The organism is Aristaeella hokkaidonensis, from assembly GCF_018128945.1.
Taxonomy (GTDB): domain Bacteria; phylum Bacillota; class Clostridia; order Christensenellales; family Aristaeellaceae; genus Aristaeella; species Aristaeella hokkaidonensis.
In genome coordinates, this window is record NZ_CP068393.1 from 1,353,599 (window position 1) to 1,375,527 (window position 21,929).

At 56.4% G+C, this 21,929-nt stretch carries 20 protein-coding genes; 2 read left to right on the forward strand and 18 right to left on the reverse strand.

The genetic code is table 11. The annotated features are described in order from the left end of the window. Nucleotides 1–2: 2 nt before the first annotated feature. From JYE49_RS06175 to JYE49_RS06260, 18 genes are all read right to left on the reverse strand, one after another. Nucleotides 3–419 carry a 3-hydroxyacyl-ACP dehydratase FabZ family protein gene (locus JYE49_RS06175; protein WP_093958584.1) on the reverse strand — a complete coding sequence of 139 codons (417 nt, stop codon included), beginning with the start codon at nucleotides 417–419 and terminating at the stop codon, nucleotides 3–5. 5 nt (nucleotides 420–424) lie between these two features. Continuing rightward, the gene (accB, locus tag JYE49_RS06180) at nucleotides 425–847 is read right to left on the reverse strand and encodes an acetyl-CoA carboxylase biotin carboxyl carrier protein (protein ID WP_093958585.1); all 423 of its coding nucleotides are present in this window, start codon (nucleotides 845–847) and stop codon (nucleotides 425–427) included. 4 nt (nucleotides 848–851) lie between these two features. Further along, nucleotides 852–2,090, reverse strand: coding sequence for a beta-ketoacyl-ACP synthase II (fabF, locus tag JYE49_RS06185; protein WP_093958586.1), 1,239 nt, complete (start codon nucleotides 2,088–2,090; stop codon nucleotides 852–854). 11 nt (nucleotides 2,091–2,101) lie between these two features. Continuing rightward, nucleotides 2,102–2,830, reverse strand: coding sequence for a 3-oxoacyl-ACP reductase family protein (locus JYE49_RS06190; RefSeq protein ID WP_093958587.1), 729 nt, complete (start codon nucleotides 2,828–2,830; stop codon nucleotides 2,102–2,104). Next, nucleotides 2,824–3,723 carry an ACP S-malonyltransferase gene (locus JYE49_RS06195; protein WP_093958588.1) on the reverse strand — a complete coding sequence of 300 codons (900 nt, stop codon included), beginning with the start codon at nucleotides 3,721–3,723 and terminating at the stop codon, nucleotides 2,824–2,826. Before JYE49_RS06195 ends, JYE49_RS06190 begins: the two co-directional genes overlap by 7 nt. Further along, on the reverse strand, nucleotides 3,711–4,655 hold the full coding sequence (gene fabK, locus JYE49_RS06200) for an enoyl-[acyl-carrier-protein] reductase FabK (RefSeq protein WP_093958589.1): 945 nt from the start codon (nucleotides 4,653–4,655) through the stop codon (nucleotides 3,711–3,713). Before fabK ends, JYE49_RS06195 begins: the two co-directional genes overlap by 13 nt. Before the next feature lie 4 nt (nucleotides 4,656–4,659). Next, entirely contained in the window at nucleotides 4,660–4,881 is a 222-nt protein-coding gene (locus JYE49_RS06205) for an acyl carrier protein (protein ID WP_093958590.1), read from the reverse strand. 375 nt (nucleotides 4,882–5,256) lie between these two features. Then, a complete protein-coding gene (gene rplA / locus JYE49_RS06210; protein WP_093958591.1) occupies nucleotides 5,257–5,946 on the reverse strand; it encodes a 50S ribosomal protein L1 in 690 nt (229 codons plus the stop codon). A gap of 122 nt (nucleotides 5,947–6,068) precedes the next feature. Continuing rightward, complete coding sequence (rplK, locus tag JYE49_RS06215; protein ID WP_084094932.1) at nucleotides 6,069–6,494, reverse strand: 50S ribosomal protein L11; 426 nt, start codon at nucleotides 6,492–6,494, stop codon at nucleotides 6,069–6,071. A 145-nt stretch (nucleotides 6,495–6,639) separates the two neighbouring features. Continuing rightward, nucleotides 6,640–7,176: a transcription termination/antitermination protein NusG gene (gene nusG / locus JYE49_RS06220; protein ID WP_093958592.1), complete on the reverse strand. Its 537-nt coding sequence runs from the start codon at nucleotides 7,174–7,176 to the stop codon at nucleotides 6,640–6,642. A 17-nt stretch (nucleotides 7,177–7,193) separates the two neighbouring features. Next, a complete protein-coding gene (gene secE / locus JYE49_RS06225; RefSeq protein ID WP_179217461.1) occupies nucleotides 7,194–7,475 on the reverse strand; it encodes a preprotein translocase subunit SecE in 282 nt (93 codons plus the stop codon). 35 nt (nucleotides 7,476–7,510) lie between these two features. Next, nucleotides 7,511–7,672 (reverse strand): 50S ribosomal protein L33, encoded by a 162-nt coding sequence (gene rpmG, locus JYE49_RS06230; protein ID WP_093958593.1) that lies wholly within the window; start codon nucleotides 7,670–7,672, stop codon nucleotides 7,511–7,513. A gap of 21 nt (nucleotides 7,673–7,693) precedes the next feature. Then, complete coding sequence (gene tuf / locus JYE49_RS06235; RefSeq protein WP_304583099.1) at nucleotides 7,694–8,908, reverse strand: elongation factor Tu; 1,215 nt, start codon at nucleotides 8,906–8,908, stop codon at nucleotides 7,694–7,696. 56 nt (nucleotides 8,909–8,964) lie between these two features. Then, nucleotides 8,965–11,076 carry an elongation factor G gene (gene fusA, locus JYE49_RS06240; protein WP_093958537.1) on the reverse strand — a complete coding sequence of 704 codons (2,112 nt, stop codon included), beginning with the start codon at nucleotides 11,074–11,076 and terminating at the stop codon, nucleotides 8,965–8,967. Between the two features lie 63 nt (nucleotides 11,077–11,139). After that, nucleotides 11,140–11,610: a 30S ribosomal protein S7 gene (rpsG, locus tag JYE49_RS06245; RefSeq protein ID WP_084097569.1), complete on the reverse strand. Its 471-nt coding sequence runs from the start codon at nucleotides 11,608–11,610 to the stop codon at nucleotides 11,140–11,142. A 207-nt stretch (nucleotides 11,611–11,817) separates the two neighbouring features. Further along, nucleotides 11,818–12,192, reverse strand: coding sequence for a 30S ribosomal protein S12 (rpsL, locus tag JYE49_RS06250; RefSeq protein WP_084097567.1), 375 nt, complete (start codon nucleotides 12,190–12,192; stop codon nucleotides 11,818–11,820). An 81-nt stretch (nucleotides 12,193–12,273) separates the two neighbouring features. Beyond that, nucleotides 12,274–12,522: a ribosomal L7Ae/L30e/S12e/Gadd45 family protein gene (locus JYE49_RS06255; protein ID WP_283399482.1), complete on the reverse strand. Its 249-nt coding sequence runs from the start codon at nucleotides 12,520–12,522 to the stop codon at nucleotides 12,274–12,276. Nucleotides 12,523–12,821: 299 nt separating this feature from the next. After that, nucleotides 12,822–13,811: an MBL fold metallo-hydrolase gene (locus JYE49_RS06260; protein WP_093958536.1), complete on the reverse strand. Its 990-nt coding sequence runs from the start codon at nucleotides 13,809–13,811 to the stop codon at nucleotides 12,822–12,824. A 231-nt stretch (nucleotides 13,812–14,042) separates the two neighbouring features. Between JYE49_RS06260 and rpoB the strand changes: the two genes are divergently transcribed. Continuing rightward, a complete protein-coding gene (rpoB, locus tag JYE49_RS06265; protein ID WP_093958535.1) occupies nucleotides 14,043–17,924 on the forward strand; it encodes a DNA-directed RNA polymerase subunit beta in 3,882 nt (1,293 codons plus the stop codon). 20 nt (nucleotides 17,925–17,944) lie between these two features. Next, on the forward strand, nucleotides 17,945–21,514 hold the full coding sequence (rpoC, locus tag JYE49_RS06270) for a DNA-directed RNA polymerase subunit beta' (protein WP_093958534.1): 3,570 nt from the start codon (nucleotides 17,945–17,947) through the stop codon (nucleotides 21,512–21,514). Nucleotides 21,515–21,929: the final 415 nt, after the last annotated feature.

Consider the following 21,929-nt stretch of genomic DNA (forward strand, 5'->3'; position numbering starts at 1 on the left):
ATTTACGCTCCTGTAATCGCAACGGAGAACTCAGCGGATACGCAGAGCCTCCCGTCCACGGTCACCGTACCCTCCGCAAAATAAAAAGGATGTTTGACCCTCTTGATCCGGCATTGTGTCTCCACCCGGTCTCCGGGCTTTACGGGGGACCGGAATTTCACGTTGTTGAGTCCTGTATAGACCGGCAGTTTTCCGCCGCTCATCGCATCCTGCAGCAGCACGCAGGCGGACTGTGCCAGGATCTCACAGAGAATCACCCCGGGCACAATGGGATTGCCAGGAAAATGCCCTTTCAGGAAAAACTCATCCCCGCGTATGGTATAGTGCCCGACAGCGGCTCCGTCCCGGTTTTCTACGTCGTCCAGCAGGAGCAGGTTTTCCCGGTGAGGCAGTATCCGCATGATTCCTTCCCTGTTCACAGTCCTTACCTCCTGATCCGGAACAGCTCCGTGCCGTATTCCACGACCTGTCCGTTGGTCACGCAGACTTCCGAAATCACCCCGTCGTCTTCGGCGACGATCTCGTTCATCAGCTTCATGGCTTCAATAATGCAGAGGGTCTGTCCCTTGTTCACGGAATCTCCTGCTTTCACATAGGATTCCGCCTTCTCCGCCGGAGCCGCATAAAACACGCCGACAATCGGGGATTTCACGCTGATATAGTCCTTGTTCTCCGGAGCCGCCTGTACAGCGGGAACCGTTTCCTGCACAGCAGCCAGGCTGCCGGTCCCCTGCACAGGAGCGGACCGTTCCAGGCGTACTTTGCTGTCCCCGATCGTCATCTCCAGCCCGGTCAGTCCCAGTTCCTTCATCAGTCCGGCATATTTGCGAATCTCTGTTTCCTTCATTTCCTTACACCTTTCTGAAAGCCAGGCACGCGTTATGGCCGCCGAAACCCAGGGAGTTGGAAAGCGCCAGCGTAATCCCGGCTTTGGCTGCCTTATTCGCGGTGCAGTTCAGGTCGCAGGCCTCATCCTGCTCCTTCAGGTTGATGGTGGGCGGAATGATGCCCTCCTCCAGGGCATAAAGGCAGGCCAGCGCTTCCACCGCGCCTGCCGCACCCAGCATGTGGCCGGTCATGGACTTGGTGGAACTTACCCAGGCTTTCCTGGCCGCTTCCTCTCCCAGCGCCTTTTTGATCACGACGGTCTCGATTGCGTCGTTCATCGGAGTGCCGGTACCGTGGGCATTGACGTACACCTGGTCCTTCTCCGTACAGCCGGCTTCCTGCATGGCCTCTTCCATGGCCCGGATGCCGCCGCGGCCTTCCGGATGCGGCGCGGTAATATGGTATGCGTCGCAGGTGGATCCGTAGCCGCATACCTCTCCGTAGATCCGGGCACCGCGCTTCTTCGCGTGCTCATATTCCTCCAGCACCAGAGCCGCCGCGCCTTCGCCCATCACAAACCCGCCCCTGCGTTTATCGAAAGGCAGGGAGGCTTCCTCCGGGTTTTCAGCCACAGATAGGGCCTTCATGTTCGCAAACCCGGCAATGGCGGACGGAATAATCGCCGCTTCCGCGCCGCCGGTGATTACCGCGTCGGCGTATCCGTGGCGGATCAGGCGCATCGCCTCGCCGATAGCGTTGGAACCGGAAGCGCAGGCGGTAACCGCGGGCATGACGGAGCCGCGGCAGTCGTGTCGGATGGCAATCATCCCCGCCGCCATATTGCTGATCATCATGGGAACCATCAGCGGAGAAACCCGGCGGGCGCCCTTTTCCAGCAGCGTGGAATGCTCTTTCTCAAAGGTGCTGATCCCGCCGATCCCCGTACCGAAGATTACGGCAAAGCGATCCGGATCCACCTTCCCATCAATGCCGCTTTCGTCCGCTGCCTGCTTTGCGGCTGCCACCGCGAACTGCGCGTACCGGTCTGTCCGGAGCACCTCATTGACCTCCAGGTATTCACGGGGATCGAAGCCTTTGACTTCAGCAGCCAGTTTTGCCTTGAAGTTCTCTGTATCAAAAAGCGTTATGGGCGCGATACCGTTCTTTCCGCTTTTCATGCCCGCCCATGTCTCCGCCGCGGTGTTTCCCAGCGGAGTCACCGCGCCGATGCCCGTAACTACGACTCTTCTGTATTCACTCATCCTGTTTCTCCTTACATCGCGATACCGCCGTCCACACGGAGGACTTCGCCGGTAACGTATTTTGCTGTCGCAAGGTATGCCGCGGCTTCCGCCACGTCTTCTGTTTCCCCCATCCGGCCTAGCGGAATGGCGTTCAGCAGCGGATTGTCCGCCTGGTTTCCGGTCATGTCGGTGGCGATAAACCCGGGCGCAATGGCATTGCAGCGGATTCCCTTCGGCGCCAGTTCCCGGGCCGCGGACTTGGTCATGCCAATAAGGCCGGCCTTGGAGGCCGAGTAGTTGCACTGTCCCGCGTTGCCCATGATTCCCGCCACAGACGTGATATTGATAATGCAGCCTTCCCGGTTCCGGATGAACAGGCCGGCACAGTGACGGATCATGTTGAAAGCGCCTTTGAGGTTGGTATCCAGCACGGCGTCATAATCCTCTTCCTTCATCATGGCCAGCAGCCCGTCCCGGGTAATGCCCGCGTTGTTGACCAGGATATGCACCGTTCCGAAATCCGTTTTGATTTGAGCAACGGTTTCCTTCACGGCCGCGAAATCCGACACATCACACCGGTACGCCCTGGCTTCCACGTCGTATGCTTCTGTGCATGAGCGGCATACACTCTCCGCGGCTTCCGTATTGCCGGCGTAAATGACGGCAATGTTCGCTCCCAGTGAAGCCAGCCTGCAGGCGATGGCTTTGCCGATCCCCCGGGAGCCTCCGGTTACTATGGCTGTTTTTCCTTTCAGCATGCTTCCACCTCTGCCAGATATTCTGCCGCAGTTGCTGTCCTTACCCCTCCGTCGATCCTTTTGATCATGTTACAAAGGGTTTTCCCCGGACCGATCTCGATAAAGGTATCTATTCCATCGGCGATCATATTCCGGATGATCTTCTCCCACTGTACCGGGCTGCAGATCTGCCCGGAAAGCAGGCCGGCCGCACTTTCTGTATAGGGCTTTGCCGTCAGGTTGGAATAGAGCGTGATTTTTCTTTCCCTGAACGCAGTCCGCGCCAGCTCTTCCGCAAACGCCCTGGCCGCCTCCCTCATAAAGGGCGAATGGAAAGCACCTTTCACCTTCAGGGGAATCGCCCGGCCGCCGGCGGTCTTCACGTCTTCCAGAAAGCCTGTCATCTGTGCGCTCAACCCGGAAACGGTGACCTGCCCCGGACAGTTGAAATTCACCGGATAAACCTCCGGGTACCTGTCACAGATTTCCTGCACTTCTTCCTGTGTCAGTTTCACAACCGCCGCCATGAACGTGTCAAACTTATCGGCTTCCCGCTGCATGAGCTCTCCGCGCCTGCAGACAAGACGGAAACCTGTTTCAAGGTCAAACATGCCGCTGACAGTCGCCGCGGCAACCTCTCCCAGGGAAAAGCCCGCCACAGCCTCAGGCGTCACGCCTTTATCTAGCAGCACAGAGGCCGCCGCCAGTTCCGTCGCAAACAGGCAGGGCTGGGTATTCCGGGTGTCCTTGAGTTCTTCTTCCGTCCCTTCAAAGCACTGGGCGGATGTGCCGGGACGAAATCCGTCGCAGGCCGCGTAAACCGTTTCCGCGGCGGCGTATTTCTCTGCCAGTTCCTTTCCCATACCCGGATACTGGTCGCCCTGTCCGGAAAAAACGAATGCTATTTTACCCATTGGGCTGCCCTCAGGAGGAGCGGTTCCGCCTCCTCCATCACTTCCTTCACAATTTCAGCCGCCGGCTGTTCTTTCTTCACCATGGCGGCAATCTGCCCTGAAAGGAAACACCCCTTTTCGTTGTCCCCTTCCTGTACGGCACGCCGCAGCGCACCTGTGCCCAGGGCTTCCAGCTCCGCATCCGGCATGCCGCCGTATTCCGCCCTGGCATAATCCCTGGCAAAGGGCGTACGCAGGCTGCGGACAGGATGTCCCAGGCGCCTGCCGGTCACCATGGTGCAAAGGTCTGTTGCCTTCAGGATTTTCTCCTTATAGGCGGGATGAATGCTGCATTCCTCTGCGCTTAAGAACCGGGTACCCATCTGCACCCCGCAGGCTCCCAGCATGAAGGCCGCCGCAACGCCCCTGCCGTCCGCAATGCCGCCTGCCGCGATTACCGGCAGGTTAGTTGCGTCACAGATCTGGGGCACCAGCACCATGGTCGTCAGTTCCCCTACATGGCCGCCGCTTTCTCCGCCTTCCGCGATCACGGCGGAAGCACCGAGCCGGGTCATCAGCTTTGCCAGGGCTACCGAAGCCACCACCGGTATGACCTTGATACCGGCTTCCAGCCAGTCCTTCATGTACTTGGAAGGATTGCCGGCACCCGTGGTTACCACCTCAATCCTTTCCTCGGTCACAACCTGTGCCACTTCATCCGCGTAAGGGCTCAGCAGCATAATGTTGACGCCCACCGGCTTTCCGGTCAGCTTCCGGGCTTCCCGGATCTGCTCCCTGACGTATTCGCCAGGAGCGTTCCCGGCCGCTATGATACCCAGCCCCCCGCCATTGGACACGGCCGCCGCCAGCTTCCCGTCCGCGATCCAGGCCATGCCTCCCTGAAAAACCGGATACTCGATCCCGAGCATCTCACAAATTGCCGACTTGATCATTTTCTTATCCCTGCTTGCTCTGGATGAACTTATCCAGGTCGTCAATGGTTTCCACTTTCCGGTCCAGTTCAATCTCGATGCCGATTTCGTCTTCCAGGTTCATCAGCAGCTCCACCGTGTCCAGGGAGTCAATGCCCAGTTCAGCGAATTTGCTTTCAGGTTTGATCTCAGATACATCACACCCGGTCCGTTCAGATACGATTTTTGCGATAGCGTCAAAGTACATTTTCCCATTCCTCCGGAGTTTTTATTCAGGCCGCATTTCGCCGCCCGAAAAAACATTCTACAGATGGGATGTTCCAAAAAGAGCTATTCAACGTTCCATTTGCGTTCCCCGAAATGAATTCACAATTCATAATTCATAATTAAATGAAAAAGGACAGCTTCCCGAAGAAAGCTGTCCTTTCCGCCATTTTTCAGTTATTGAGGAGGCATCCGTGCTTTAGCACGGCTAATGCCTCCCATGCTACAGCCGTCCATTTCTGCGAGTCTATGACGATGCAGAAATGGAATACGGCGATCGCAAAGTTTTAAGTTTTCAGTATTCATTAATCAAAAAAGGCGCTTCTGACAAATGTCAGAAGCACTTTTATTTGATTGCTTAGAACTTCAGCGGATTCACGCGGACAGCGGGACCCATGGTGCTGGAGAGGTAAACGCTCTTCATGTAGGTTCCCTTGGCGGCCGCGGGCTTCGCCTTGTTGATGGCTTCCATCAGCACGTTCAGGTTCTCCTGAAGCTTTTCCTTGCCGAAGGACACCTTGCCGATCGGGCAGTGGATGATAGCGGTCTTGTCCAGACGGTATTCCACTTTACCGGCTTTGATGTCGTTCACCGCGCGGGCGATGTCCATGGTCACGGTGCCGGACTTCGGGTTGGGCATGAGGCCCTTCGGGCCCAGCACACGACCGATGCGGCCGACCATACCCATCATATCGGGCGTGGCAACGCAGACGTCGAAGTCGAACCAGTTCTCCTGCTGGATCTTCTGGATCATGTCCTCAGCACCGACGAAATCGGCACCGGCTTCCTCAGCTTCCTTTGCCTTGTCGCCCTTGGCAATAACCAGCACACGGATGGTGCGGCCGGTACCATGAGGCAGAACCACGGCGCCGCGGACCTGCTGGTCAGCGTGGCGGGGGTCAACACCCAGGCGGACGGAGATTTCGACAGTCTCGTCGAACTTGGCCTTACCGGTCTGGAGCACCAGATCGACGGCCTCTTCGGGGTCATACTGCTTCAGATGGTCGATCAGCTTAATGCTGTCGTTATACTTCTTGCCGTGTTTCATTCTATTATTCCTCCATTGTGGTCATAGCGGCACTTTGTCCTCCCACATTGTCAGGGGCTATGCCCCATAGCTGCATTTGCCGTATTCATTTCCGCTGAGCGTCAATGACCGGCTGTAGCACATTATTCCTCGACGGTCACGCCCATGCTGCGGGCGGTACCGGCTACCATGCTCATAGCGGCTTCGATGCTGCCGGCATTCAGGTCGGGCATCTTGGTCTCAGCGATCTTACGAACCTGTTCTTTTGTCAGCTGGCCAACCTTTTCCTTGTTGGGGCGGCCGCTGGCCTTCTGCAGGTTCAGAGCCTTCTTGATCAGCACGGGCGCCGGAGGCGTCTTGGTGATGAAGGTGAAGGTACGGTCGGTGTAGACGGTAATCACCACGGGGATGATCAGACCGGCTTCCTTGGCGGTACGGTCATTGAACTCTTTGCAGAATCCGGGAATGTTCACGCCATGCTGGCCCAGAGCGGGACCGATAGGCGGTGCGGGCGTTGCCTTGCCGGCAGGAACCTGCAGCTTAATGTAAGCCTGTACTTTCTTTGCCATTTGAGTGGCACCTCCATAAAAATTGTGGTAGAGCGGAAGCGCTTGGCTTCCTCCCACGTCGCACCCCGTCAACGGACAGGGCGATGCATGGGAACAGCCTCAAAGGGCTGTTCCCTTTGCAACAAACAGAATCACAGGAGCGGAATCAGTCTTCCTTCTCGACCTGATCGAGATCGACCTCAACAGGCATCTCACGGCCAAGGAACATCTGCACCTTGACAGTCAGCTTGCCGCGTACGGTATCGACGTCTTCCACTACACCGCTGAAATTCTCCAGCGGACCGGAAAGGATCCGGACATGCTCGCCGATCGCGAAGCCGAAGTCCACGCTGGACTGCTCAGTGTTGAGCATCATGTCGACTTCTTCCTGCGTCAGCGGAACAGGCTTGGAATCCGGTCCCACAAAGCCGGTAACGCCGCGGGTATTCCGCACGACATACCAGCTTTCGCTGGTTTCAATCATGTGCACCAGCACATAGCCGGGATAAACCTTACGGGTGCTCTTTACGCGCTTTCCGTTCCGGATTTCAACAACTTCCTCCATGGGAACCCGAACCTCAAGGATCAGGTCCTGCATTCCGTTGTTTTCCACGGACTTTTCCAGCGTATCCTTCACCTTGTTCTCGTAGCCCGAGTAGGTGTGGATAACGTACCAGCAAGGCTCCTTCTTGTTTTCAGCCATGTCTTTACTCTCCTATGTTACACGACCAGCATCTTAACCAATGCGGACGCGCCCATGTCCAGCAGACCGATCACAACACCCATGAAGAGCATGAATACGAGCACGATGATGGAATAGGTAATCAGCTTTTCTTTGCTGGGCCAGGTTACCTTCTTCAGCTCATAAAACATGTTCTTGAAGGGCTTGGCGATCCGTGCGGGAAGCTTGGCGAACCAGCTGATAATCTTGCTCAGCTTGTTCTCTCCGGATTTCCGGACGGCTTTCTCGGCGGTTTCAACCGCTTTCTTCGTCTCAGACACTTCTTTCACATCCTCACAGCTTGATAGGTGTTGGATCACTTGGTCTCGCGATGAGTTGTGTGCTTCTTGCAGAAGGGACAATACTTCTGGAGCTCAATGCGATCCGGAGTGTTCTTCTTGTTTTTCATGTTGTTATAGTTGCGCTGTTTGCACTCGGTGCAAGCCAGGCACACCTTTGTACGGGCGGCGTTTGCCATTTGGGTTCCCTCCTGACTTGATTACTCAATGACCTTGGCCACAACGCCGGAACCAACAGTACGGCCGCCTTCACGGATAGCGAAGCGCAGTCCCTGCTCCATAGCGATGGGGGTGATCAGGGTGATTTCCATGTCGATGTTATCGCCGGGCATCACCATTTCCACGCCGTCGGGCAGCTTGATGTTGCCGGTAACGTCAGTCGTCCGGAAGTAGAACTGGGGACGATAGCCGTTGAAGAAGGGGGTATGACGGCCGCCTTCTTCCTTGGTCAGCACGTACACCTGGCCGATGCAGTGGGTGTGGGGATGGATGCTGCCGGGCTTAGCCAGAACCTGGCCGCGCTCGACTTCGTTCCTCTGGATACCACGCAGCAGGGCGCCGATGTTGTCGCCGGCTTCTGCCTGGTCCAGCAGCTTGTGGAACATTTCAACACCGGTAACAACGGTGTTCCGGGGCTTGTCCATCAGGCCGACGATTTCGACCGGATCAGACACCTTAACGGTACCACGCTCAACACGGCCGGTAGCCACGGTGCCGCGGCCGGAGATGGAGAACACGTCTTCGACGGGCATCAGGAAGGGCTGGTCGGTTGCACGTTCGGGTTCAGGGATATAGCTGTCAACGGCGTCCATCAGTTCCCAGATGCACTTGCACTCGGGAGCGTTGTCAACGTCGGTGCCGCCGGCCTGCAGGTACTCCAGAACCTTCAGAGCGGAACCCTTGATGATCGGGATGTCGTCGCCGGGGAAGTCGTAGCTGCTCAGCAGCTCACGGATTTCCATTTCAACCAGCTCCAGCAGCTCTTCGTCGTCCATCATGTCGGTCTTGTTCATGAACACGACGATGTAGGGCACGCCAACCTGACGGGCGAGCAGGATGTGCTCACGGGTCTGGGGCATCGGGCCATCGGGAGCGGAAACCACCAGGATAGCGCCGTCCATCTGGGCAGCACCGGTGATCATGTTCTTAACATAGTCAGCGTGGCCGGGGCAGTCCACGTGAGCATAGTGACGCTTGGCGGTCTCGTACTCAACGTGAGCGGTGTTGATGGTGATTCCACGTGCTTTTTCTTCGGGAGCCTTGTCGATTTCGTCATAGCGCATAGCCTGCGCTTCGCCCTTAATCGCCAGGGTCATGGTGATCGCAGCGGTCAGGGTGGTCTTGCCATGGTCAACGTGACCGATGGTACCGATGTTTACATGGGGCTTTGTCCGTTCATAACGTCCCTTAGCCATTTGAGTTTCCTCCTTGTAATATCAGTTATCAGTTACAGTTACTTTATGTTACCCGATCAGTCCGCGCTCTTGCGGCCGATGATCTTTTCAGCAACAGACTTCGGCACTTCCTCGTAGTGGTCGAACTGCATGGTGAACATGCCGCGGCCCTGGGTACGGGAACGAAGGTCTGTGGTGTAGCCGAACATCTCGCTCAGCGGAACAAAGGAATGGATGATCTGATCCTGGCCGCGCACTTCTGTGCCTTCCACCCGGCCGCGGCGGCTGGACACATTGCCCATCACGTCGCCCAGGTACTGGTCGGGAACGATGATCTCCACTTTCATCATGGGCTCCATCAGGCAGGGATCGGCCTTCTTGACGGCTTCCTTGAAAGCCATGCTGGCAGCGATCTTGTATGCCATTTCGGAGGAGTCCACATCGTGATAGGAACCGTCCGTAACAGCAGCCTTGAAGTTGACCACTTCGTAGCCGGCGATGGCGCCGCTCTTGGCAGCTTCCTGGATACCCGCATCGATGGGGCTGATGAATTCTTTCGGAATCACGCCGCCGACGATCCGGCTCTCGAACTCGTATCCCTTGCCAGGCTCCTGGGGTTCGATCTCGATCCAGCAGTGACCATACTGACCGTGACCGCCGGTCTGACGGACGTAACGTCCTTCGGCCTTGGCGGGCTTGCGGATGGTTTCCTTGTAAGTAACCTGGGGCTTACCCACGGTTGCTTCGACCTTGAATTCGCGCAGCAGACGGTCCACGATGATTTCCAGGTGGAGTTCGCCCATGCCGGCGATGATGGTCTGACCGGTTTCCTGGTTGGTGTAGGTCTTGAAGGTGGGATCCTCTTCAGCCAGACGCTGAAGGGCGTAAGTCATCTTTTCCTGACCGGCCTTGGTCTTGGGCTCGATAGCCACTTCGATAACCGGATCCGGGAAGACCATGCTTTCCAGGATGATCTGGTTGTTCTCATCGCAGAGGGTATCGCCTGTGGTGGTGTCCTTCAGACCCACAGCGCCGGCGATTTCACCAGTGTAGATGGTATCAACCTCTTCACGGTGATTGGCGTGCATCAGCATGATACGGCTGATACGCTCCCGCTTCTGCTTGGTAGAGTTCATCACGTAGTTGCCGGATTCCAGCTTACCGCTGTATACGCGGAAGAAAGCCAGTTTACCGACGAACGGATCGACCATGATCTTGAACGCCAGTGCGGAGAAGGGTTCTTCATCGGAAGGATGACGTTCCATCTTCTTCTCGGGATCATCGGGGTCGATACCCTCGATCGCCGGAATATCCAGCGGGCTGGGCATATACTCGACCACCGCGTCCAGCAGCGGCTGCACACCCTTGTTACGGTAGCTGGTACCGCACAGAACAGGGTTCATGGTGCAGGCGATGGTGCACTTACGGATGGCGCTGCGGATTTCTTCCTCGGTCAGTTCTTCACCTTCCAGGAATTTCTCCATCAGGGCGTCGTCGGTCTCAGCAACCTTCTCCAGCAGGTTTGCGCGATACTCTTCGGCAATCTCCTTCATGTCGGCGGGGATTTCCTCATCACGTACATCCTGTCCGAGGTCATCATAGTAGATCTCAGCGCGCATACGCACCAGGTCAATAATGCCGCGGAAGGTGTTTTCCTTACCGATGGGCAGCTGGATCGGAACGGCGTTGGCGCCGAGGCGGTCCTTCATCATGTCCACCACGCGGAAGAAATCCGCGCCGGTGATGTCCATCTTATTGACGTACGCCATGCGGGGAACACGATAGGTCTCCGCCTGCTTCCAGACTGTTTCACTCTGGGGTTCAACGCCGCCCTTGGCACAGAAGACGCTTACAGCGCCGTCCAGTACGCGAAGGCTGCGTTCCACCTCAACGGTGAAGTCCACGTGGCCGGGCGTGTCAATGATGTTGATCCGATACTGTTTGTTCGCATTTTTCGGGTCATGGGGATCGTGCCAGAAGCAAGTGGTGGCAGCAGACGTGATCGTGATGCCGCGCTCCTGTTCCTGGGCCATCCAGTCCATGGTGGCCGTACCTTCATGCGTTTCACCGATGCGGTGATTCTTACCTGTGTAGAACAGGATCCGCTCGGTAGTGGTTGTTTTTCCGGCGTCGATATGAGCCATAATACCGATGTTCCGGACTCTTTCAAGTGGATGGCTTCTGGGCATACTTGGCAATTGCTCCTTTCAGCAGCACCTTTGTTGTTACAATTGATGAAATGCTTACGATTATTACCAGCGGTAATGAGCGAATGCCTTGTTGGCCTCTGCCATACGGTGCATTTCTTCTTTACGTTTCACCGCAGCGCCTGTGTTGTTGGAGGCGTCCAGCAGTTCGGCAGCCAGGCGTTCGGCCATGGTCTTCTCACCGCGTTTCCGGGCAAAGTCGACGATCCAGCGCAGGGCCAGGGTCTGACGACGCTCGGGACGGATCTCAATAGGCACCTGATAGGTGGCGCCGCCTACACGGCGGGCTTTAACTTCCAGCTGCGGAGCAACGTTGTTCAGGGCTTCCTGGAAAACGTCGGTCGCAGCCTTGCCGGTCTTTTCGGCAACGGCTTCAAAAGCCTCATAGCAGACGTTCTGCGCAACTCCGCGCTTTCCGTCAAGCATAATCTGGTTGATCAGTTTCGTAACTACCGTGGTTCCGTAAACGGGATCCGGCAGCACTTCACGCTTCGGTACAAAACCGCGACGGGGCATAGGTTTCCCTCCTCAATAATAGTCCTGATGTAAGTGATTCGCTTCCTCTTCTTCCGGTCATGCGTCAGCATCACACGACCCCGGTCACGATTATACCGGCCGGCTTACTCCGCCTGCTTCCTGATTCTCTGTCATTCCTGTTCCGAAGAACAACAGTACCTCAGGCGCGGATTATCACCGTTTCAGACTGCGGCGGCAGCTTAAGACTTACTTCTTCGGGCGCTTCGCGCCGTACAGGGAACGAGCCTGCATCCGCTTGGCAACACCGGCGGTATCCAGAGCACCGCGGATGATGTGATAACGAACGCCGGGCAGATCCCGCACACGGCCGCCACGGATCAGCACAACGCTATGCTCCTGCAGGTTGTGACCGATACCGGGGATGTAGCAGGTACCTTCGATGGAGTTCGTCAGGCGGATTCTCGCGATTTTCCGCAGAGCAGAGTTAGGCTTCTTGGGAGTCTGAGTCTTAACGCTCAGGCACACACCGCGCTTCTGGGGACATCCCTGCAGAATAGGAGCGGTGGGCTTCTTGGTCACCCGCTCACGGCCCTTACGGACAAGCTGATTAATTGTGGGCATTAGAGCACCTCCTGAATAATATCCTCAAGATCCCGCAACCCTCAGGATCTGGAAGGCAATTTGTGTACCCTCTAAAGTGACTTACGCCTTGAGCAATCCGGCGGCAGCGGTGGGTACGTCCACTCCGCAGATCATCCCAAGTTCTTTCATGGATGCTGCCCTCACACAGAGGATACCGGCTTCCTCAGCCGCCCTGACTACCTGCTGGTAGATGAAGGTGTCAGCATCGCTGCAGACGTATACTTTTGATACGGTTCCGGCCTTCAGCGCACGGATGACCTGTTTCGTTCCGACCACCTTCCGGCTGCCGGCCGTTTTCAGCATTTCCATGCGTCTCAGTCCCTCCTTCCGCATCCCGGTCTGGCGCTCAAAAAGGGCGCACTTCTCCCGGAAGCACACTGCAACTCGACTATCATATCATTGTTGTAAAGTATTGTCAACGGGTTTGATCAACAGAGTTGATCTTTAATTCATAATTCACAATTCATAATTCATAATTATTTATGCTTTTCCCAAAACCGAGTCTTATTATATAGGAAATCATCTTTTTTTGACGCGTTCATTCATCCAGTCATTCCGATTGTGAATTATGAATTGTGAATTGAAAATAAATCCCGCAAAAGCGGGATTTATTTTATGGCAACTTTTTCGCACAGCCAGTAGTGTCCGTCTGTCACCAGGTGGGTAAAGGAAGAACTGGAAGCCGTATAGACGGCCGGCAGTCCCCTGTAGTCGATGGCCAGCTGCCCGGCGTCTCCCCTGCCTTCCACAGAGGTCACAATGGCCAGCTTCGCTTCCATCGCCTCATAAAAGGGCGAATAGAGGTCATGCTTGGCGTGATGTGGATACTTGACGATATCGCACTTCAGGAGATCGCCCCCGATGCGGTCGATCATCACCTTCTGTCCCGGCGCTTCCATGTCCGCCGTAAACAGGATGCGCCTGTCACCGTAGGTGATCAGCGTCTGGGCGCTCTGGTTGTTCATATCCAGGTAGCTTTCATCATTCTTCAGGAACAGGAATTTCACTTCCCCGTCCCCCATGGAGAATGAATCGCCGTCCTTATACTCCTTGACAGGGATGTTCCGTTCTTCCGCAACCTGGAGCATCTTCAGGCCGCTTTCTGTCAGATCCGGCGGAAAGCAGATCCTCACCTCTCCCACCTTGGCCGTATCATCGGTAATCGCCAGGCCGTTGATGTGGTCATGATGCAGATGGCTGTTAAACAGGATATCGATTTTTTCGATTCCAAGCTGTTTCAGCAGCGGTACTCCCCGTGTCGCCGCCCGTTCATCCCCGCAGTCAATCATCCACACCTGGCCGTCATACATCAGGATCGCTTCATCCGCATCCCGGATGTTGGGGAACCAGATTTCAAACAGTTTCGCGTCCTTCGGAAAACGGAAATCCGGAATATCCTGGGGCGTGCGGGCATTATTCACCACCACGTCCGGCGGTTCGGGCGTTGGTGCCGGGGTGGGCCTTCCCATGAAGATACCTTCAGGAGCCTCCGGCGTGGGCGGTACCAGCGATACCCCTTCTCCGAAGCCTGTCCCCGTCATTAAAATCAGAACGGCCGTAAGCAGCGCAGCCGTTCTGAAAAGCAGTTTTCTGATCAAAACCGAAACCTTCCTATTTAAAATATATAATATTATGCAATTACAGACAAAATATCGTTGACTTTCTGTCAACCCTATGTTAGAATTTATAATTGCATCAGTATCGTCTTGGTGCCTGGAAACCCAATTTGACTTCCTTATTTTACACAGCTTCAGTGTGAAACGCAAGTCCAATTTTTTCCGGGGTCCCGGGACGTTCTGGTCGGACAAAATAAGGGGTGATTTCAAAACATGGTACACGAGGTCCACATGGGGAAGCTCCGCGAACGTATGAGCTTCTCACGCATTGATGAAGTTCTCGAAATGCCCAACCTGATTGAGGTACAGAAGAACTCTTATCAGCGCTTTCTCGATACCGATCTGCGCGAAGTTCTGGCCGATGTTTCTCCCATTACTGACTACAATGGGAATCTTGTGCTGGAGTTCGTGGACTATTCTCTGGACGAGCCGAAGAATTCCATTGCACGCTGCCGTGAGCGCGACATCACTTACGCGGCGCCGCTGAAGGTGTTTGTTCGCCTGAAGAATAAGGAGACCGGTGAAATCAAGGAATCCGACGTTTTTATGGGCGACTTTCCCCTCATGACCGACCATGGCACTTTCATCATTAACGGTGCCGAGCGCGTGATCGTCAGCCAGCTGGTCCGCTCTCCCGGCGTCTATTTTGACGTTGCGTACGATAAAGCCGGCAAAAAGCTCTATTCTTCCCAGATCATCCCGAACCGCGGTGCCTGGCTCGAATATGAGACGGACTCCAACGATGTGCTGTGGGTCCGTATTGACCGTGCCCGCAAACTGCCCATCACCGTGATTCTGCGCGCCCTGGGCTACGGCACAGACGCCGAAATCATCGATATCATGGGTGAAGACGAGCGCCTCATGGCCACTATCCAGAAGGGTGACAACGCCAAGACGAGAGAAGAAGGCCTCATCGAGATCTACAAGCGCCAGAAGCCCGGCGAACCCGCCAGTCTCGAAAGCGCCACCAATCTCTTCAACTCCCTCTTCTTTGATCCCAAGCGTTATGACCTGATGAGGGTTGGCCGCTATAAGTATAATAAGAAGCTTTCCATCGCCACCCGTATCCATAACCATGTGGCGGCAGAAGATATCATCAATCCCCAGACCGGCGAAGTCATGGTCAAGAAGGGCGATACCATTGCCCTGGATGTGGCCCGTGAGATCCAGAACGCCGGTGTGAACACCGTCATGCTGGACTGCGAAGGCCAGATCCGCAAGGTCGTCGGCAACAACTTTGTTGACGCCGCTGCTTACCTGCCCTTCGATCCGAAGGATGCCGGCATCCTCGAGATGGTTCACCTGCCCACCCTGCAGCAGATCATCTCCTCCGTGGAGCCGGATCAGCTCTTCGACGCCGTGAAGGAAAACGTCGCCGCCCTCGTGCCGAAGCACATCATTCCGGATGACGTTGTTTCCTCCATCAACTATATGCTGGGCCTGCCCTACGGCATCGGTTCCACGGATGACATTGACCATCTGGGCAACCGCCGCCTGCGCAGCGTCGGCGAACTGCTGCAGAACCAGATCCGCATCGGTCTGAGCCGTCTGGAGCGCGTGGTGCGTGAGCGTATGTCCATTCAGGATTCCACCGACATCAAGCCCGGTGACCTGATCAACATCCGTCCCGTCAGCGCCGCGATCAAGGAGTTCTTCGGTTCTTCCCAGCTGTCCCAGTTCATGGACCAGCCCAACCCCCTGGCTGAGCTGACCCACAAGCGCCGTCTGAGCGCCCTGGGCCCCGGCGGTCTGAACCGCGACCGCGCCTCTTTCGAGGTCCGCGACGTGCACTACAGCCATTACGCCCGTATCTGCCCGATCGAGACTCCTGAAGGTCCTAACATCGGTCTGATCGGTTCTCTTGCCACCTATGCCCGCATCAACGAGTACGGCTTCATCGAAGCTCCCTACCGCCGCGTGGACAAGGAAAATGGCCGCGTGCTGGATGAAATTGACTACATGACCGCTGACGAGGAAGACCTGTACAAGGTCGCCACCGCCAACGAGCCCCTGAATCCCGACGGAACCTTCGTGCAGGACCGTATCACGGTCCGTGACAAGGCTGAAATCGTCGAAGTGCCTGTTTCCCAGGTCGACTTCATGGACGTCAGCCCCCGTCAGGTTGTTTCCGTTGCCACCGCCATGGTTCCCTTCCTGGAAAACGACGACGCTACCCGTGCTCTGATGGGTTCCAACATGCAGCGTCAGGCTGTGCCGCTGCTGGTTCCCGAAGCACCCCTCGTCGCCACCGGTATGGAATACCGCGCCGCCCATGACTCCGGCGTTGTTATCCTGGCCAAGGAAGACGGCGTGGTGGAAAAGGTGGATGCCGACCAGATTATCATCCGTGATAACTTCGGCGAGCGTCACACCTACACCCTCACCAAGTTTGCCCGTTCCAACCAGTCCACCTGCATCAACCAGCATCCCGTGGTTTCCGCGGGCCAGAAGATCGAAAAAGGCGACCTGCTGGCTGACGGTCCTTCCACTGAAAAGGGAGAAATCGGTCTGGGCCGCAACGCCCTGATCGGCTTCATGACCTGGGAAGGCTACAACTACGAGGACGCTGTCCTGCTGAGTGAAAAGCTGGTCAAGGAAGACATTTACACCTCCATCCATATCGAAGAGTTCGAATCCGAAGCCCGCGAAACCAAGCTCGGACCGGAAGAGATCACCCGGGATATCCCGAACATCTCTGACGACGCGGTCAAGGATCTGGATGAAGGCGGTATCGTCCGCATCGGTGCCGAAGTGCACGCCGGCGATATCCTGGTCGGTAAGGTTACCCCCAAGGGTGAAACTGAACTGACCGCCGAAGAGCGTCTGCTGCGCGCCATCTTCGGTGAAAAGGCCCGTGAAGTCCGGGATACCTCCCTGCGCGTTCCCCACGGCGAAGGCGGCATCGTTGTTGATGTCAAGGTCTTCACCCGTGAGAACAAGGACGAGCTCTCCCCCGGCGTCAACGAAATGGTCCGCATCTACATCGCCCAGAAGCGTAAGATTTCCGTCGGCGATAAGATGGCAGGCCGTCACGGTAACAAGGGTGTTGTTTCCCGCATTCTGCGTGAAGAGGATATGCCCTTCCTGCCCGACGGTACTCCCCTGCAGATCGTGCTGAACCCCCTGGGCGTTCCTTCCCGTATGAACCTGGGTCAGGTTCTGGAAGTGCACCTGGGCCTGGCCTGCCGCGCACTGGGCTGGCACATTGCCACCCCCGTTTTCGACGGCGCCACCTACGAGGAAATTCTTGAACATCTGGAACTGGCTGAAAAGAAGATGTCCGCTCCGGAAGATGAGAACGATCCTCACGTAAACGAATATCATTTCCATAACGGCAAGCCCCTGCGTCTGGCTCTGGATGAAGAAGGCAAGGCCCTCTTCCACCAGGGTAAGATCCGCGTCCGCGACGGCCGTACCGGCGACTACTTCGAGAACCCTGTTACCGTCGGTATCATGTACTTCCTGAAACTGCACCATCTGGTCGACGACAAGATGCATGCCCGTTCCACCGGTCCCTACAGCCTTGTTACCCAGCAGCCTCTGGGTGGTAAAGCCCAGTTCGGCGGACAGCGCTTCGGTGAAATGGAAGTCTGGGCTCTGGAAGCTTACGGTGCTGCCAACACGCTGCAGGAAATCCTGACCGTGAAGTCCGACGATACCGTCGGCCGCGTCAAGACCTACGAAGCGATCATCAAGGGTCAGAACATCCCGAACCCGGGTGTGCCTGAGAGCTTCAAGGTCCTGCTGAAGGAAATGCAGGCCCTGAGCCTGGATATCCGCGTGCTGGATGCCGCCCGGAACGAAATCGAAATTCCCGAACTCGATCCCGAAGATATGCCGCAAGCTGATGCTATGCGCGCTTCCGTCACCGCAAGGCCGGAAGGCGAAGGCGAAGCTGCTGCCGAAGAGAACGAGGAAGTGGAAGCCGCTGCTGAAGAAGCCTTCAGCATGTCCGAGGACGACCTGTCCTTCGGTGCTGAAGATGAAGCAGAGGACAGCGAAGATGATTTCTCTGTTGCCGAAGCCAGCACGGAAGACCTTGAAGACTTCAGCGTAGAAGACCTGTCGGATCTTGACCTTGACGATGATATTTAATCGAAGGGAGTGTGCCCCTTTTGTTCGAACTTTCTAATCTTGACTCCATTCAGATCGGTATGGCTTCTCCGGAGCAGATCCTTGCCTGGTCTCACGGTGAAGTTACCAAACCCGAAACCATTAACTACCGCACGCTGAAGCCCGAACGGGACGGTCTGTACTGCGAACGCATCTTCGGACCCACCAAGGACTGGGAGTGTAACTGCGGTAAATACAAGCGGATCAAGTTCAAGGACAAGGACAAGATCTGTGATAAGTGCGGCGTGCAGGTCACCCGCGCCAAGGTTCGCCGGGAACGTATGGGTCATATTCAGCTGGCCGCTCCTGTCAGCCACATCTGGTATTTCAAGGGAATTCCCAGCCGGATGGGCATGCTGCTGGATATCTCCCCCCGCAACCTGGAAAAGGTTCTGTATTTCGCCAACTTCATCGTGCTTGATCCCGGTAACAGCGAAGAAACCGGCCTGAAGCGCCTGGAGCTGATCAATGACGCGCGCTATCGTGAAGTCGAAGCCAAGTGCGGCAAAGGCTCCTTCGTCGCCAAGATGGGTGCCGAAGCTGTCCAGGACCTGCTGAAGGAACTGGATCTGGAAAAGCTCTCCGCCGACCTGAAGGCTGAGATCGCCCAGCTGACCGAAAAGGAACGCGACCGCGAAACCGAAGGCCAGAAGCGTGCCCGCGCTGTCAAGCGCCTGGAAGTTGTTGAATCCTTCCGTACCAGCCACAACAAGCCGGAGTGGATGATCCTCTCCGTGGTGCCGGTGATCCCCCCGGATCTCCGTCCCCTGATTCAGCTGGACGGCGGCCGTTTCGCCACTTCCGACCTGAACGACCTGTATCGCCGGGTCATCAACCGTAACAACCGTCTGAAGAGACTGCTTGAGCTGGGCGCTCCGGATATCATCGTCCGCAACGAAAAGCGCATGCTGCAGGAATCTGTGGACGCCCTGATCGACAACGGCCGCCGCGGCCGTCCGGTCACCGGTCCCGGAAACCGTGCCCTGAAGTCCCTGTCGGATCTGCTCCGCGGTAAGCAGGGCCGTTTCCGTCAGAACCTGCTGGGTAAGCGCGTTGACTATTCCGGCCGTTCCGTTATCGTCGTCGGACCTGAACTGAAGCTGTATCAGTGCGGTCTGCCGAAGGAAATGGCACTGGAACTGTTCAAGCCCTTCGTTATGGAGCGTCTGGTCTCCCTGAAGCTCTCCCACAACGTCAAGTCCGCCAAGCGTGCTGTCGAAAAGGTTCGTCCTGAAGTCTGGGACATCCTGGAAGAAGTCATCAGGGATCATCCGGTTCTGCTGAACCGTGCTCCTACCCTGCACCGTCTGGGTATCCAGGCCTTCGAGCCGATCCTGGTTGAGGGCAAGGCCATCAAGCTGCATCCCCTCGCCTGTACCGCTTTCAACGCCGACTTCGACGGCGACCAGATGGCTGTACACGTTCCGCTTTCCATGGAAGCCCAGGCTGAAGCCCGCTTCCTGATGCTGGCCCATAACAATATCCTGAAGCCGCAGGATGGCCGTCCGGTCATTTCTCCCTCTCAGGACATGGTTATCGGCTGCTACTACCTGACCATCGTCCACGAAGGAGCCCTGGGTTCCGGACGGGTCTTCTCCTCCGAGGATGAAGCCATTATGGCTTACTCCCTGGGCCAGATCACCCTCCAGTCCCCCATCAAGGTCCGCATCTTCCGTACCTTTGGTGAGGAATCCGGCTCCAAGCTGATCGACACCACCCTGGGCCGCCTGATCTTCAACGACGCGCTGCCGCAGAACCTTGGTTTCGTGAAGCGTGAATGCCTGGACGATATGTTCAAACTTGAAATCGACGAACTGGTCGGCAAAAAGCAGCTGTCCAAGATCGTTGACCAGTGCTTCCACACCCAGGGCGAACACAAAACCGCCCAGGTGCTGGACAAGATCAAAGCGCTGGGCTTCAAGTACTCCACCGTGGGCGCCATCACCGTGTCCGTTGCGGACATCAAGGTGCCTGAAGTGAAGAAGACCATGCTGGAAGAAGCCGATGAGGCCGTCCGCAAGGTCAATGCGCTCTACCGTAAGGGTCTTCTTTCCGAGGACGAGCGTTACAACCGCGTTATCAACATCTGGACCGAGTGCACCGCGAATCTGAAGAACCAGATTCTGCCGAACCTGGATAAGTTCAACCCGATCCGCATGATGACCGACTCCGGCGCCCGCGGTTCTTCCGCGCAGGTGTCCCAGCTGGCCGGTATGCGCGGTCTGATGGCCTCTCCTTCCGGTAAGACCATCGAACTGCCTATCCGTGCTAACTTCCGTGAGGGCCTGACAGTTCTGGAATTCTTCCTCTCCTCTCACGGTTCCCGTAAGTCCCTGGCCGATACCGCCCTGCGTACCGCTGACTCTGGTTACCTGACCCGTCGTCTGGTGGACGTTTCCCAGGAAGTTATCGTCCGGGAAGATGACTGCTTCGAATCCCGTGGTGAAAAGGTCCGCGGTATCAGCGTGGCCGAACTCATGAGCGGCAAGCAGTCCATTGAGTCCCTGGAAGATCGTCTCCGCGGCCGTACCGCTGCTGAAGATATCGTCGATCCCGCCACCGGCGAAGTGCTGGTCCGGCTGAACGAGCCCATCGATTACCAGATGGCCCGTGAGATCGTTGCCCGGGGCATCACCAAGGCAACTGTCCGTTCCGTCCTCACCTGCCGCACCGAAAACGGTGTCTGCGCCCGCTGCTACGGCGAGAACATGGCCCACGGCGGCAAGGTGGATGTCGGTGAAGCCGTCGGTATCATCGCTGCACAGGCTATCGGTGAACCCGGTACACAGCTGACCATGCGTACCTTCCATACAGGCGGTATCGCAGGCGCTGACGACATCACCCAGGGTCTTCCCCGCGTTGAGGAACTGTTCGAGGCCCGCAAGCCGAAGCGTGACGCCATCCTGGCTGAAATCGCCGGCACGGTATCCATTCAGGAGACCAAGAAGCGCCGCGAACTGGTGATCACCTCCGATGAGGATCCCAAGGACACCAAGGCTTATCAGATTACCTACGGTTCCCGCCTGAAGGTCAGCGTAGGCGATCATGTGGAAGCCGGCGATGAACTGACTGAAGGTTCCGTCAATCCCCATGACCTGCTCCGTATCCTCGGTGTGAAGGCCGTCCAGGAATACCTGCTGAAGGAAGTTCTCTCCGTCTACCGCCTCCAGGGCGTTGGCGTGAGCGACAAGCACATCGAAATTATCATCCGACAGATGCTGCGCAAGGTTCGCGTGGAAGACAGCGGAGATACCGATCTGCTGACCGGCTCCCTCGTGGATATCTTCCACTTTGAGGAAGCCAACCGGAAAGCCATTATGGAAGGCGGCACCCCCGCCATCGCCAAGCGTATCCTGCTGGGCATCACCAAGGCTTCTCTGGCCACCGAAAGCTTCCTGTCCGCCGCTTCCTTCCAGGAGACCACCCGCGTGCTGACCGAAGCCGCTATCCGCGGCAAGATCGACCCGCTGATCGGTCTGAAGGAAAACGTCATCCTGGGCAAGCTGATCCCCGCCGGTACCGGCATGAAGCGCTACAAGGACATCGAAATCAAAGATTCCTACAGCTTCTAATAGAAAAAGGGACTGGAAGAAATTCCAGTCCCTTTTTCTAATGAATACTGAAAACTTAAAACTTAAAACTTAAAAATAATATATACTGTTTAAACGATAAAATTATCACAATCCGTGGCGTAGAAGCGGCAAGAGTGTGACTGCGGGGACTGAACCACTGTCACTGTTTTCGAAGAAAATGTGACTGTGGGTCTGTCCCCCTGTAATGCTCTTGCCGTATCCTTGGAACGAAAAGAACCTTTCCCCAGTCGTCCCTTCCGCATTGCCCACGTTGTCATTCTGAGCAAGGCCGAAGGCCGCGTCGAAAAATCTCCCCCGCAGTCACGTTGCTTCAACCGCCGTTTCTCCCCTCTCTTCTCATGATCTGGCTGTCATTCTGAGCAAGTGAGCGCAGCGAACGCGTCGAAGAATCCCT

What these genes read in the sequence shown, in the direction of transcription:
- tuf (WP_304583099.1), bottom strand. Translation starts at nt 8,908, where the DNA reads ATGGCTAAGGGACGTTATGAACGGACAAAGCCCCATGTAAACATCGGT.
- JYE49_RS06255 (WP_283399482.1), bottom strand. Translation starts at nt 12,522, where the DNA reads ATGGAAATGCTGAAAACGGCCGGCAGCCGGAAGGTGGTCGGAACGAAA.
- rplK (WP_084094932.1), bottom strand. Translation starts at nt 6,494, where the DNA reads ATGGCAAAGAAAGTACAGGCTTACATTAAGCTGCAGGTTCCTGCCGGC.
- rpsG (WP_084097569.1), bottom strand. Translation starts at nt 11,610, where the DNA reads ATGCCCCGTCGCGGTTTTGTACCGAAGCGTGAAGTGCTGCCGGATCCC.
- JYE49_RS06195 (WP_093958588.1), bottom strand. Translation starts at nt 3,723, where the DNA reads ATGGGTAAAATAGCATTCGTTTTTTCCGGACAGGGCGACCAGTATCCG.
- JYE49_RS06190 (WP_093958587.1), bottom strand. Translation starts at nt 2,830, where the DNA reads ATGCTGAAAGGAAAAACAGCCATAGTAACCGGAGGCTCCCGGGGGATC.
- JYE49_RS06205 (WP_093958590.1), bottom strand. Translation starts at nt 4,881, where the DNA reads ATGTACTTTGACGCTATCGCAAAAATCGTATCTGAACGGACCGGGTGT.
- rpmG (WP_093958593.1), bottom strand. Translation starts at nt 7,672, where the DNA reads ATGGCAAACGCCGCCCGTACAAAGGTGTGCCTGGCTTGCACCGAGTGC.
- nusG (WP_093958592.1), bottom strand. Translation starts at nt 7,176, where the DNA reads ATGGCTGAAAACAAGAAGGAGCCTTGCTGGTACGTTATCCACACCTAC.
- rplA (WP_093958591.1), bottom strand. Translation starts at nt 5,946, where the DNA reads ATGAAACACGGCAAGAAGTATAACGACAGCATTAAGCTGATCGACCAT.
- fabF (WP_093958586.1), bottom strand. Translation starts at nt 2,090, where the DNA reads ATGAGTGAATACAGAAGAGTCGTAGTTACGGGCATCGGCGCGGTGACT.
- accB (WP_093958585.1), bottom strand. Translation starts at nt 847, where the DNA reads ATGAAGGAAACAGAGATTCGCAAATATGCCGGACTGATGAAGGAACTG.
- fabK (WP_093958589.1), bottom strand. Translation starts at nt 4,655, where the DNA reads ATGATCAAGTCGGCAATTTGTGAGATGCTCGGGATCGAGTATCCGGTT.
- rpsL (WP_084097567.1), bottom strand. Translation starts at nt 12,192, where the DNA reads ATGCCCACAATTAATCAGCTTGTCCGTAAGGGCCGTGAGCGGGTGACC.
- rpoB (WP_093958535.1), top strand. Translation starts at nt 14,043, where the DNA reads ATGGTACACGAGGTCCACATGGGGAAGCTCCGCGAACGTATGAGCTTC.
- fusA (WP_093958537.1), bottom strand. Translation starts at nt 11,076, where the DNA reads ATGCCCAGAAGCCATCCACTTGAAAGAGTCCGGAACATCGGTATTATG.